This window comes from Dokdonella soli (genome assembly GCF_039523175.1).
Classification (GTDB): Bacteria; Pseudomonadota; Gammaproteobacteria; order Xanthomonadales; family Rhodanobacteraceae; genus Dokdonella_A; species Dokdonella_A soli.
Map to the genome: position 1 here is coordinate 207,058 of NZ_BAAAEU010000024.1, position 13,007 is coordinate 220,064.

Sequence of the window (13,007 nt, forward strand, 5' to 3'; positions counted from 1 at the left end):
CATGCGTCCCCGATTCCTCATCCTGATGGTGGCCGCCGCGTTCGTGCTGGGCATCGCCTCGACGGTGCTGGTGATGCATCAGCGTACCGGCGCGCCGACTGCTGCGGCATCGCACACCGAAGAAGCAGCGGCGAAACAGCCGCTGTACTGGTACGACCCGATGGTGCCGCAGCAGCACTTCGACCATCCAGGCAAGTCGCCGTACATGGACATGCAACTGGTCCCGAAATATGCGGATGCCGTGGATGAAGGTCCGGGCACGGTCCGCATCGATCCGCGGCTGGTGCAGAACCTCGGCGTGCGCACGGGACACGTGACGCGCAGCACGCTGGCGCCGATGCTGCGCGTCGCCGGCACGATCGCGTTCGACGAGCGCTCGGTCGTGCTGGTCCAGGCGCGCGTGGCCGGCATCGTCGAACGCCTCGACGTGCGCGCGCCGCTGACGCTGGTCACGGCAGGTCAGCCGCTGCTCACGCTGCTGGCGCCGGACTGGACCTCGGCCCAGGAGGAATACCTGTCGCTGCGCCGCGCGCGCTCGAACGGGCTGGAGGGCCTGCGCAGGGCGGCACGCCAGCGCCTGCTGCTGCTCGGGATGAGCGAGGGGCAGATCCGCGCGATCGAGCGCAATGGGCACGCGCAGACGCGCATCACCGTGACCGCACCGCAGGACGGCGTCGTCAGTGAACTGTCGGTGCGCGAAGGCGCTACGGTAACCGCGGGCTCGCCGCTGCTGCGCTTGAACGGACTCGACCCCGTGTGGATCGACGCCGCGATCCCGGAGTCGCAAACCGGCCGCGTCGCGGCGGGCGATGCGGTGACCGCGGAGGTGCCCGCATTTCCCGGCACCTCGTTCAAGGGGACGATCGAAGCCGTCTTGCCGGACCTCGACACGGTGACACGCACGCAGACCGCGCGCATCGTGATGGCGAATCCGCAAGGTCGTCTCGCGCCCGGCATGTTCGCGAAGGTTGCGATCACGCCATCGGCCTCCGCAGAACAGCTGCTCGTGCCGAGCGAAGCCGTGATCGCGACCGGCACGCGCCAGGTCGTGATCGTCGATGCGGGCCAAGGGCGTTTTCGCGCCCAGGAAGTGCGGATCGGCGACGAGGGTGATGGCAACAGCGTCGTGCTCGACGGCCTGCACGACGGCGAAACCGTGGTCCTGTCCGGCCAGTTCCTGATCGACTCCGAAGCGAGTCTGACCGGCACGTTGGCGCGACTCGGCGGTCCGCGCGGCGAGCACGCGGCCAAAGCGGCGACGCCGCCGAACGGGAGCCCGCCATGATCGCGCGCGTGATCCGCTGGTCGTTGAGCAACCGCTTCCTGATCCTGCTCGGCGCGTTGTTCGTTACGGGCTGGGGCGTCTATGCACTGCGGCAAACACCCGTGGATGCGTTGCCGGACCTGTCCGACGTGCAGGTGATCGTGCGCACGACCTGGCCCGGCCAGTCGCCGCAGATCATCGAGGATCAGGTGACCTACCCGCTCGCGACGACGATGTTGTCGGTGCCGGGCGCGAAGACCGTGCGCGGCTACTCGTTCTTCGGCGATTCCTATGTCTACGTGCTGTTCGAGGACGGCACCGATCTCTACTGGGCGCGCTCGCGCGTGCTCGAATACCTGAACCAGATACAGTCGCGGCTGCCAGGTGCGGCACGCGTGGCACTCGGACCCGACGCGACCGGCGTCGGCTGGATCTACGAATATGCGCTCGTCGACCGCAGCGGCCGGCACGACCTGTCGGAACTGCGCGCGATCCAGGACTGGTTCCTGCGCTACGAGTTGAAGAGCGTTCCCGGCGTTGCCGAAGTGGCTACCGTCGGCGGCATGGTGCGCGAATACCAGATCGTGCTCGATCCGGACCGCCTGCGTGCGGTTGGCGTGACCCAAGCACAGGTGATCGACGCGGTGCAGCGCGCTAACGGTGAGGCCGGCGGCTCGGTGCTGGAACTCGCCGAAGCCGAATACATGGTGCGCACGAACGGCTATCTGAAATCGCTGGATGAATTCCGCGCGATCCCGCTCAAGGCCGGCGCCGGCGGCGTGTCGGTCCGGCTGGCGGACGTGGCACGTATCCAGATCGGCCCCGAGATGCGCCGCGGCATCGCCGAGCTCGACGGCCAGGGCGAGGTCGTCGGCGGCGTGATCGTGATGCGCTCGGGCAAGAACGCACAGGCGACGATCGATGCAGTCAAGGCGCGGCTGGCCGCGGTGCGCGGCAGCCTGCCGGCCGGCGTGGAGATCGTCGAGACCTACGACCGCTCGCAGCTGATCGGACGCGCGATCGACAACCTGCGCGGCAAATTGCTCGAGGAGTTTCTGGTGGTCGCGCTGGTATGCGGACTGTTCCTGCTGCATCTGCGTTCCGCGCTGGTCGCGATCATCGCGTTGCCGCTGGGCGTGCTCGCCGCGCTGGCCGTGATGCACGCGCAGGGCATCAACGCCAACATCATGTCGCTGGGCGGCATCGCGATCGCGATCGGCGCGATGGTCGACGCGGCGATCGTGATGATCGAGAACGCGCACAAGCATCTGGAAGCCTGGCGGCACGCGCATCCCGGCGAGGTCATCGACGACGACACGCGCTGGCGCCTGATCGCGGACGCCGCCGTGGAAGTCGGCCCCGCGCTGTTCTTCAGCCTGTTCGTGATCACGCTGTCCTTCGTGCCGGTGTTCACGCTGGAGGCGCAGGAGGGTCGCTTGTTCGCGCCGCTGGCCTACACCAAGACCTATGCGATGGCCGCGGCTGCCGGGCTCTCGGTCACGCTCGTTCCGGTCCTGATGGGCTACTGGATCCGCGGCCGCATTCCGGACGAACGCGCCAATCCGCTGACCCGAGGACTGATCGCGGTGTACCGGCCCGGCCTCGACGCCGTGCTGCGTCACCCGCGGATCACCCTTGTCGTTGCTGCGCTGCTGTTGCTGGCGACCGCGTGGCCGCTGGCTCGACTGGGCGGCGAGTTCATCCCGCCACTCGACGAAGGCGACCTGCTCTACATGCCGAGCGCGCTACCGGGACTCTCGGCGGGCGAAGCCGCGCAGATCGTTCAGCAGACCGATCGCATGATCCGCAGCGTGCCAGAGGTCGCCAGCGTATTCGGCAAGATCGGCCGCGCGGAGACCGCGACCGATCCCGCGCCGTTGGAGATGATGGAAACCACGGTGCGACTGAAACCCCGGGATCAATGGCGCGCCGGCATGACGCCCGAGAAACTGCGCGGGGAACTCGACCACGCCGTGCATCTGCCCGGCCTGACCAACCTGTGGGTGCCGCCGATCCGCAATCGCCTGGACATGCTCGCGACCGGCATCAAGAGCCCGATCGGCATCAAGGTCAACGGCAACGACCTCGCCGAGATCGACCGCGTCGCCAGCGCGATCGAGCAGGCGGCCAGGACCGTACCCGGCGTCAGCTCGGCGCTGGCCGAACGAGTGACCGGCGGACGCTACATCGATGTCGACATCGACCGCGCCGCAGCGGCGCGCTACGGCCTCAACATCGCCGACGTGCAAGGCATCGTCTCGGCCGCGATCGGCGGCGAGACGATCGGCGAGACGGTCGAAGGCCGCCGGCGCTTTCCGATCAGCGTGCGCTATCCGCGCGAGCTGCGCGACAGCGTGCAGAAACTGCGCGATCTGCCATTGCTGACATCGGCAGACGCACAGATTGCGCTCGGTGCCGTCGCGCGCGTCGACATCGCCGACGGTCCGCCGATGATCCGCAGCGAGAACGGACGCCTGTCCGGATGGATCTACGTCGACGTGCGCGGACGGGATCTGGTGGCGGTCGTGCATGACCTGCGCGAACGCGTGGCCCGCGAGGTGAAACTGCCGGCCGGCGTGTCGGTGACCTGGTCAGGCCAGTTCGAATTCCTCGAGCATGCGATGGCCCGGTTGCGCATCGTCATCCCGGCGACGCTGGCGATCATCTTCGTGCTGCTCTATCTGACCTTCGGCCGCCTCGACGAAGCGCTGCTGATCCTCGCCAGCGTGCCGTTCGCGCTGATCGGCGGCTTCTGGTTCATCTACCTGCTTGGCCATGCGATGTCGGTCGCCACCGCGGTGGGTTTCATCGCTCTGGCCGGCGTATCGGCCGAGTTCGGTGTGATCATGCTGCTGTATCTGAAGCACGCGTGGGAGCGGCGTCTGGCAGCCGGCGAGCCCGCTTGCGCGGCGACTCTGCTGGCAGCGGTCCGCGAAGGCGCGGTGCAGCGCGTCCGCCCGAAGGCGATGACGGTCGCCGTGATCCTGGCCGGTCTGCTGCCGATCATGTTCGGCCACGGCACGGGCTCCGAGATCATGCAACGCATCGCCGCACCGATGGTCGGCGGCATGATCAGCGCGCCGCTGCTGTCGATGCTGGTGATTCCCGTGATGTATCGATTGATGCGCGGGCGTTCATTCGAACGGACAGCCGGACGCGATGATCCCGCCGGCGATCGGGTCGGAATCGGTCGATGAGGACAAGGCCTGATGCGCCCTATTTGAGATAGCTCCGCAGGACGGCCAATACCGGCTCCAGCTCGGCCTGATCGCGCCGGCGTGTGCTTGAAACCACGTGCTCACGCAGATGCCCTTCGAGCACCTGGAGCATCAACCCATTGACCGCGCCGCGCACGGCGGCAAGCTGCTGCAGGATTCCGCCGCAATCGGCCCCTTCGGCGAGCGCACGCTCCAGCGAGGCGACTTGCCCGCCGATCCGGCGCACACGTGCAGTGAGTTTCTTGTTGTCTCCGGCAAGGTGCGCCATCGTGCTCTCCGTTTGATTCACATACTATAGGGGGGTATTGCATCAGGGACCACCATGAAGCCGCTCGACGTCTCCCGTTACACCCATGCCCATCAGTTCAACGAGGGCAACCCGCTGGCGGAAAAGAACACGCTGCGCGCGGTCGTCATCACAGCCGTGATGATGGTCGTGGAAATCGTCGGCGGCTACGTGCTCAATTCCATGGCCTTGCTCGCGGACGGCTGGCACATGAGTTCGCATGCGTTGGCGCTCGGGCTGTCGGCGGGCGCGTATGCGCTGGCCAGAAAGCTTGCCGGCGATCGTCGCTTCGCGTTCGGCACCTGGAAGATCGAGGTCCTCGGCGGTTACAGCAGCGCGTTGCTGCTGGGCGTGGTCGCGGCGCTGATGTTGTTCCAGTCGGTGGAGCGCCTGTTCTCACCCAGCGCCATCCACTATGACGAGGCAATCATCATCGCCATCATCGGCCTGGCAGTGAACGTACTCTGTGCGTGGCTGCTGAAGGATGGTCACCATGGCCATGAGCATGCGCACGGCCACGACCACGACCACGCGCATCATCACCATGACATCAATCTGCGCTCGGCGTATCTGCATGTCATCGCCGATGCGGCCACCTCGGTGCTCGCCATCGGCGCCCTCGTCGGCGGCAAGTTCCTCGGCGCCGCCTGGCTCGATCCCGCGATGGGCATCGTCGGTGCGGGGCTCGTCGCGAACTGGGCCTACGGACTGCTCCGGCAATCCGGGCGCATCCTGCTCGACGCGGAGATGGACAGCCCCGTCGTGCAGGAAATCCGCGATGTCGTGGCGCAGGACTTTCCGACGGCTGCGATCAGCGACCTGCACGTCTGGCGGGTCGGCAAGGGGCGCTATGCGTGCATTCTCGCGCTCGTCGACACGACGCCCATCGCAGCCGACGCGGTGCGGCGCAGTCTCGCCGTGCATGAGGAAATCGCGCACGTCAGCGTCGAGGTGGCGCAGCACCCGTAACGCGCACCTCACGGTAACCCAAGGCCTATCCGCAACAGGCCTTCTGCTGCTGGACTGGCGGGCATGGCACGCTGCCGTAGGAGCAGAACACGCAGCAGTCTCCGGGTTTGGGCCGCAGCAGTTCGCCGCAGCCCGGGCAGTCGTAGAAGAACAGGCAGGCGTTCGTCGGCATGACCTCGCTGGCCCGATGACCGCAATGCGGACAGGTCAGCGTGCTCTGCAGGACCGGTTCAGCCGCCATGTGTTTCTGCCTCCGCGGCGTGATCGTGGGCGTGCGTGTCGCCCTCGGCTGCGGCGCCGTGTTCGTGGCTGTGGGCGCCTTCATCCGCCTCGCCGCTACCGTGGTGATGGTGGTGGTCGTCCGCGTCCTCATCCGTCGGCGCTTTGACAACCATGTCCTCGTATTGCGCGGGCGTGAGATCGGGCAGCTTCTGCAGGAACGCGACCATGCTCCAGATCGTCGCGTCGTCGTGGCTCGTGCCCCAGGCCGGCATCGCGCTCATCTTGATCCCATGCTTGATCGCCCAGAACGCGTCCTGCGGGTCGATGCGCACCTGCGACAGGTTCGGCGGTTGTGGATAGAGACCGGGGCGGATCTCGGAATCCGTCATGCCCGGTTTCAAATGGCAGCCCGTACACATGGCGTCATAGTGGCCCGCGCCTTCGAGGATCCGCTGCGGGTCATCGAGATCTGGCACGCGGATGTCTTTCGCGCGCAGGCGGATCGAGCGGTCGCGCAGGGTTTGCATCAGCGCGAATACCGGTCGCGTGTGCGGGGCGTCGGCGCCAATGTTGTACACGCCGGAATAGACGAACGCCGCCGCGCCGACCACGACCACGGCGCTCAGTCCCGCGACCGCGATCATCACTTCAGCCAATCGTTTCATGATGAATCTCCCTTAGAACCAGAGGCGCACGCCGGCCACGATCTGCCGGTCGAGGACGGGCTGCCGATCGTCGCGCGCGTAGTCGGCGGTGGTGCCGACGCGGCGCACCCAGTTCACGCCGATGTAGGGCGCGAACTGCCGGTTCACCTCGTAGCGCAATCGCAATCCGAACTGCAGGTCCGAGACACCATTGCCGATGCGCCGGGCCGGATCGTTCCGGCCGTACAGATTGATCTCCGCTTCCGGCTGCAGGATCAGGCGCTGCGTCAGCAACAACTCGTATTCGGCACGCAGGCGCGCGGCGGTGCGCCCGGACGCGGCGACATAGCCGGTCGCCTCGAGCTCGAACCAGTATGGCGCCAATCCCTGCACGCCGAACGCCGCCCAAGTGCGCGACGGACCTTCGCCGAAGTCGTGACGGACGCCGAGCTGCGTGCCCCAGAACGTGGCGACGTTGCGGTTCCAGAGCACCTCGAGGTCGGCGTCTTCGACCTTTCCGCTGCTGCGTTCACCTTCGGTGCGCAGCCACAGCTTGTCCAGGTCGTTGCCGTACCAACCTTCGATTTCCCAGGCCTGGCCGTTCGCGCCGCGGCCGCGGAAGGCTTCCAGCTGATCGATCGACAGCATGCCGTACGGCGCGTTGTCGAGCATCTCCATGCCCTGCATCGAACCGTAACCGATGCCATCGGAATAATCCGGACTGCGCGCATTCGGTGGCGCACCACCGCCCTGCATCGGCCCCATCGTCATGCCGGACATCGCGCCGTGGTCCATGCCCGGCATGCCGCCGTGATGATCCACGCCCTGCATCGCATCGGGCTTCGTCGATGCCTTCTTGTGATCCATGCCCGGCATCGACGCAGTGTCCGTGCCGGACATCGCACCGTGTTCCATGCCCTGCATGCTGGAGTGATCCATGCCGGACATGTCCAGCCTGTCCGTCTCCGGGGAACCCGTCGACGCGCGGCCGTCCTGCGCCAACGCAGTCAATGGCGCGACCAGGAGCATAGCCGCCAACAGCGCGGAATGGCGGAGCGTGGATGAGGTGAAGCGGCCTTTCGTGCTCACGACACCACCACCTCGCGCATCATGCCGGTCTCCATGTGATAGAGCAGATGGCAGTGGTAGGCCCAGCGCCCCGGGTTGTCGGCGCTGACCTGGTAGCTGATGCGCTGCGCCGGCTGCACGTTGATCGTGTGCTTACGCACCTGGAACTGCCCGCGCGGGTCGTCCAGCTCGCTCCACATGCCATGCAGGTGGATCGGATGGTTCATCATCGTGTCGTTGACCAGCACGATACGCAGGCGCTCGCCGCTGTTGAAATGCACGGGCTTCGCCTCGGAGAACTTCAGGCCGTCGAACGACCAGGCGAAGCGCTCCATGTTGCCGGTCAGGTGCAACTCGATCTCTCGGGACGGCTCGCGTGCATCGATCGGGCCGCCGATCGTGTGCAGGTCGGCGTAGGTCAGCACGCGACGGCCGTTGTCGCGCAGGCCGATGCCGGGATCGTCGAGGTTCATGCGCGGCATGTCGACATGCATGTCGACGTTCGGACCGTATTCGGTACGCGCATGGCGAACCGGTGATGCGGCGCCCATTGTCGTGTGCTCGATCGCGCCATGGTCCATGCCCGCCATCCCGTGTGAGGACGCGCCGGCTTTCATGGCCGCGCCGCACCCGCCTTCCATGCCCTTCATGCCGGGCATGCCACTGTGACCCGCGGAGCCGCCCATCGTCATCGCGCCCATCATGTCCTGCATGCCGAGCCAGACGCGCGGATCCATCGCGGGCACTTCCGCCTCCATGCCGGGACGCGGCGCGAGCGTGCCACGCGCATAGCCGCTGCGGTCGATCGCCTGCGCGAACAGCGTGTAGGCGCGCTCGTCCTCCGGCTGCACGATCACGTCGTAGGTCTCTGCGACCGAGATGCGGAACTCATCGACGGATACCGGCTCGACATCCTGGCCGTCGGCCGAGATCACCGTCATCCTGAGACCGGGAATGCGCACGTCGAAGATCGTCGACGACGAGCCGTTGATGAAGCGAAGACGAATCTTCTCACCGGGGCGGAATCGCCCGCTCCAGTTGCCGGCCGGCGCCGTGCCGTTCATCAGATAGGTGTAGGTGTGACCCGACACGTCGCTGAGATCGGTCGGGTTCATGCGCATCTGGTTCCACATCCTGCGCATCGCGAACGCTTCGCCCAGACCTTTGCTGCCGACATCGCGAAGAAAATCGGCGGCCGTCGGCCTCGCGAAGTTGTAGTAGTCGCTCTGCTTCTTGAGCTTGGCGTAGATGTGTTCGGGATCCTCGTCGGTCCAGTCGTTGAGCATGACCACGTAGTCGCGATCGGCCGGATTACGCTCCGGACCCGCCGGCTCGATCACCAGCGCGCCATAGTGGCCGGTCTGCTCCTGGAAGCGGTTGTGCGCGTGGTACCAGTAGGTGCCGGACTGGCGCACCTTGAATTCATAGACGAAGGTTTCGCCCGGCGCGATGCCGGCGAAGCTGATACCGGGCACGCCGTCCATCTGGAACGGCACGACAACGCCGTGCCAGTGGATCGAGGTCGGCGTGCGCAACCGGTTCGCGACGCGCAGCGTGACCGTGGTGCCTTCCTTCCAGCGCAGGATCGGCCCCGGAACACCGCCGTTGACCGTGGTCGCGAGGCGTGTCGCGCCGGTGAAATTGACCGGCGTTTCGGCAATCTCCAGCGCGAAATCGGTGCCGCTCAGCACGGTTGGCTGGCCCGGACTGATCAGCGCCCAGGCAGGCGAAGGACGCAGCAGTCCGAGGCCGGCGAGCGAGCCGCCGATCGCCAGGCCCTGGACAAAGCGGCGACGGGGCAGGCAGAGCGCCGGCTCCGGTGTACGAATACGTTTCACGATGCATCTCCAGACAGGGAACCCGGTGACCGGGATCAGTCAATGCGGCCCGTCACATGCAAGGCACTCGACGAAGAGCCGAGGTCCGCAACGAGCACAGTCGGATGGAGCGCGTCAGGCGGCGGGCGGACGCAAAGGAGGTGCGCGATCGGACCCTGGAACGGCCGCACCGCGCCGCGACCACTGCATGGTCGAGATCATCGCGCTCGCGAATCCGCTCATCGCCGGTGCAGCCAGCACGCTGCTGCAAGCGGCCCCGCAGCCACAGGCCTGGCCCGCGCAGCAGCTGTCGTGCGTTCCACAACACGAACCATCCGCCTTCTCCGGCGCCGTGTGATGGCAATGATCGGCGGCGTGTGTCGATTGGACCGCGTGCCCGGCGTGCTGCGACCCGCCCGTCATCCCGAGCGGCATGCCATAGGCGGGCGTGATGATCAGGAACAACCACGCCAGCAACGCCATCACGCGCAGGCGCGGCGAGTCGGTCAAATGGCGGATCGTCCTAGTCATCCATCGAAGCTTAGTCGCACGCCCACCGGTCCTCAACTCTGGAGTCGCGTCCATCACGGAACCAGGAAGATTCGCGACTCGCGGATCCAGTTCAGGCGGATGCGCGTGGCGACTCCCGATGCCGGCGCGGCATGGCCCGACGCCCATGGTCATGTCGTCACTGCTTGCGGCTGGCTGCGCCGGCACCGCACACTTCCGCGCCAGCCCCAACTCCAGACCGCGCCTTCGCTTCGCTCCACGGCTTCGTCCGTCGCCTGCGCTGAGGGCATTCGCTCGCCAGCGCCGGGCTCACATGAGCTTCGTCAGCAACGCACCTCGAACCTTTCCGCATTCATGAACCGCAACGATCTCGCCGGGCACACGCCGCTGATGAAGCAGTACTTCGCCGCCAAGGCGGAGTATCCGGACACGCTCGTGTTCTTCCGGATGGGCGATTTCTACGAGCTGTTCTACGACGACGCGCGCAAGGCGGCGCGCCTGCTCGATATCACGCTGACCCAGCGCGGCGCGTCGGCCGGCGCGCCGATACCGATGGCGGGCGTGCCGTATCACGCGGTCGAGGGTTACCTCGCGCGTCTCGTGAAGCTCGGCGAGTCGGTCGCGATCTGCGAGCAGATCGGCGATCCGGCCGCCTCGAAAGGCCTGGTCGAGCGCAAGGTCGTGCGCGTCGTCACACCCGGAACGGTGACCGATGCGGCGCTGCTGGAGGAACGCCGCGACAACCTGCTGCTCGCGATCGCAGCGTCCCGATCCTCGAACGCACTGACGCGAGGCGCGCCGGCGGGGTACGGCCTCGCGTGGATCGATCTCTCGTCCGGCCGCTTCCTGGTCAGCGAAGTCGCCGACGCCGAGGCGCTCGCAGCGGAACTCGCGCGGCTGACGCCAGCCGAGACGCTGGTCGGCGAGGACGTGGCGTGGCCGAACTTCGTGACCGCCCTGCCCGGCCTGCGCAAGCGCGCGCCCTGGCATTTCGACGCGACGACTGCACAGCGCGAGCTCGCGCGCTTCTTCGGCACGCGCGACCTGTCCGGCTTCGGCACGGAAGGGTTGCCGCTCGCAGTCGCTGCAGCGGGCGCCTTGCTCGGCTATGTCGAAGAAACGCAGAAAGCCGCACTGCCGCATCTGGCCGGACTGGGCGTGGAGAACGCGAACGAGACGATCGCGCTCGACGCGGCGACGCGGCGCAACCTCGAACTCGATACGCACGCGAGCGGCAACCGCGAGTTCACGCTGCTCGGCGTGCTCGACCGTACGATCACGCCGATGGGCGCGCGCCTGCTCAGGCGCTGGCTGCACCGGCCGCTGCGCGAGCACAGCGTGCTCAATCGCCGCCAGCAGGCGATCGACGCGTTGATCGACCAGTGCCACCACGAGTCCTTGCGCGAGATCCTGCGCGGTATCGGTGATCTCGAACGCATCCTGGCAAGGGTCGCGCTGCGTTCGGCGCGACCGCGCGATCTTTCGACCTTGCGCGACGGCCTTGCGTTGGCACCACGTCTGAGGGAGGAGCTTGCCGCTTGTGACAGCCCGCTTCTGCGCGAGCTCGTGGACCGCCTCGGTGAGCATGCCGACGTCGCGCAGCATCTCGCTAATGCGGTCGTCGAATCGCCGCCCGTGCTGGCGCGCGACGGCGGCGTGATCCGCGGCGGCTTCGATGCCGAGCTCGACGAACTGCGCGCGCTGGCCACGAATGCAGACCAGTTCCTGATCGATCTCGAAGAACGCGAGAAGGCAGCGAGCGGCATTCCGACGCTGAAAGTCGGCTACAACCGCGTGCACGGCTACTACATCGAAATCAGCAAGGGCCAGGCCGACAAGGCGCCGGTGCACTACACGCGCCGGCAGACGATCAAGGGCGCCGAACGCTACGTGACCGAGGAGCTCAAGGCGTTCGAGGACAAGGTGCTGTCCGCGCGCGAGCGTTCGCTGATGCGCGAGCGCGCGCTGTACGACGGCCTGCTCGATTTCCTGCTCGAACGCCTCGGTCCGTTGCAGATGGCGGCGGCCGCCATCGCCGAACTCGACGTGCTGGCCACGCTGGCCGAACGCGCCGACGCGCTCGGCTGGACCCGCCCCGAACTCGCCGATGCGCCCGGCATCCGCATCGTGCGCGGCCGCCATCCGGTCGTCGAACAGGTGCGCGAGGATCCGTTCGAGCCGAATGATCTCATGCTGGACGATGCGCGCCGCATGCTGATCGTGACCGGCCCGAACATGGGCGGCAAATCAACCTACATGCGCCAGGCCGCGCTGATCGTGCTGCTCGCGCACCTTGGCAGTTTCGTTCCCGCCGACGCGGCGACGATAGGGCCGATCGACCGCATCTTCACGCGCATCGGTGCCGGCGACGACCTCGCTCGTGGGCAGTCGACGTTCATGGTCGAGATGAGCGAGACCGCGAACATCCTGCACAACGCGACCGCATCGAGCCTTGTGTTGATGGACGAAGTCGGCCGCGGTACCTCGACTTACGATGGCCTTGCGCTCGCGCGCGCCAGCGCGGTGAGCCTGGCAACGACGAACCGCGCATTCGCACTGTTCGCGACGCATTATTTCGAATTGACCGAGCTCGCCACCGAGTACGACGGCATCGCCAATGTGCATCTCGATGCAGTCGAATTTCACGACAAGGAGCGGGGCGACCGGCTCGTGTTCATGCACGCGGTCAAGGAAGGCCCCGCGAACCGCAGCTTCGGCCTGCAGGTCGCCGCACTGGCGGGTTTGCCGAAAGTGGTGATCGCGGATGCGCAGCGCTACCTCGCTGCGCTCGAACGGCAACATGAAGTGCGCGCAGCAGACACTCCGGCGACCGCGAGTCCTTCGCCGCAACTCGGCCTGTTCGCACCGCCGCTGCCCTCAGCCGCCGAGGAAGCATTGCGTGCGCTCGATCCCGATGCGCTGACACCGCGCGATGCACTGGATGCGCTGTATCGGTTGAAGAAACTCGTTTGAGCATGCGGGCATTGCCGGCCGGGCTGCGATCGCGTC

Annotated in this window: 10 protein-coding genes; 5 read left to right on the forward strand and 5 right to left on the reverse strand. The window is 66.8% G+C overall.

The window, feature by feature from the left end:
* Position 1: 1 nt before the first annotated feature.
* Positions 2-1,285 (forward strand): efflux RND transporter periplasmic adaptor subunit, encoded by a 1,284-nt coding sequence (locus tag ABD002_RS14930; protein WP_343792474.1) that lies wholly within the window; start codon positions 2-4, stop codon positions 1,283-1,285.
* The gene (locus tag ABD002_RS14935) at positions 1,282-4,461 is read left to right on the forward strand and encodes an efflux RND transporter permease subunit (protein ID WP_343792476.1); all 3,180 of its coding nucleotides are present in this window, start codon (positions 1,282-1,284) and stop codon (positions 4,459-4,461) included. Before ABD002_RS14930 ends, ABD002_RS14935 begins: the two co-directional genes overlap by 4 nt.
* A 19-nt stretch (positions 4,462-4,480) precedes the next feature.
* Here the strand turns inward: ABD002_RS14935 and ABD002_RS14940 are convergent, their stop codons facing one another.
* On the reverse strand, positions 4,481-4,750 hold the full coding sequence (locus ABD002_RS14940; RefSeq protein ID WP_343792478.1) for a metal/formaldehyde-sensitive transcriptional repressor: 270 nt from the start codon (positions 4,748-4,750) through the stop codon (positions 4,481-4,483).
* Between the two features lie 54 nt (positions 4,751-4,804).
* Here ABD002_RS14940 and dmeF point away from each other — a divergent pair, with 54 nt between their 5' ends.
* Positions 4,805-5,737 (forward strand): CDF family Co(II)/Ni(II) efflux transporter DmeF, encoded by a 933-nt coding sequence (gene dmeF / locus ABD002_RS14945; protein WP_343792480.1) that lies wholly within the window; start codon positions 4,805-4,807, stop codon positions 5,735-5,737.
* 25 nt (positions 5,738-5,762) lie between these two features.
* Here the strand turns inward: dmeF and ABD002_RS14950 are convergent, their stop codons facing one another.
* Genes ABD002_RS14950 through ABD002_RS14965 form a run of 4 tightly spaced genes read right to left on the reverse strand, consistent with a single transcriptional unit; the run spans position 5,763 to position 9,509 of the window.
* Entirely contained in the window at positions 5,763-5,978 is a 216-nt protein-coding gene (locus tag ABD002_RS14950; RefSeq protein ID WP_343792482.1) for a GDCCVxC domain-containing (seleno)protein, read from the reverse strand.
* Positions 5,968-6,624: a c-type cytochrome gene (locus ABD002_RS14955; protein WP_379988536.1), complete on the reverse strand. Its 657-nt coding sequence runs from the start codon at positions 6,622-6,624 to the stop codon at positions 5,968-5,970. The genes ABD002_RS14950 and ABD002_RS14955 overlap by 11 nt, the downstream gene beginning before the upstream one ends.
* 12 nt (positions 6,625-6,636) lie before the next feature.
* Positions 6,637-7,692: a copper resistance protein B gene (locus ABD002_RS14960; RefSeq protein ID WP_343792484.1), complete on the reverse strand. Its 1,056-nt coding sequence runs from the start codon at positions 7,690-7,692 to the stop codon at positions 6,637-6,639.
* Positions 7,689-9,509 (reverse strand): copper resistance system multicopper oxidase, encoded by a 1,821-nt coding sequence (locus ABD002_RS14965; RefSeq protein ID WP_343792486.1) that lies wholly within the window; start codon positions 9,507-9,509, stop codon positions 7,689-7,691. The genes ABD002_RS14960 and ABD002_RS14965 overlap by 4 nt, the downstream gene beginning before the upstream one ends.
* 187 nt (positions 9,510-9,696) lie before the next feature.
* On the opposite strand from ABD002_RS14965, the gene ABD002_RS14970 reads away from it, so the two are divergent.
* Complete coding sequence (locus tag ABD002_RS14970) at positions 9,697-9,846, forward strand: hypothetical protein (protein WP_343792488.1); 150 nt, start codon at positions 9,697-9,699, stop codon at positions 9,844-9,846.
* Between the two features lie 506 nt (positions 9,847-10,352).
* Entirely contained in the window at positions 10,353-12,971 is a 2,619-nt protein-coding gene (gene mutS, locus ABD002_RS14975; RefSeq protein WP_343792490.1) for a DNA mismatch repair protein MutS, read from the forward strand.
* The last annotated feature ends 36 nt before the right edge of the window (positions 12,972-13,007 follow it).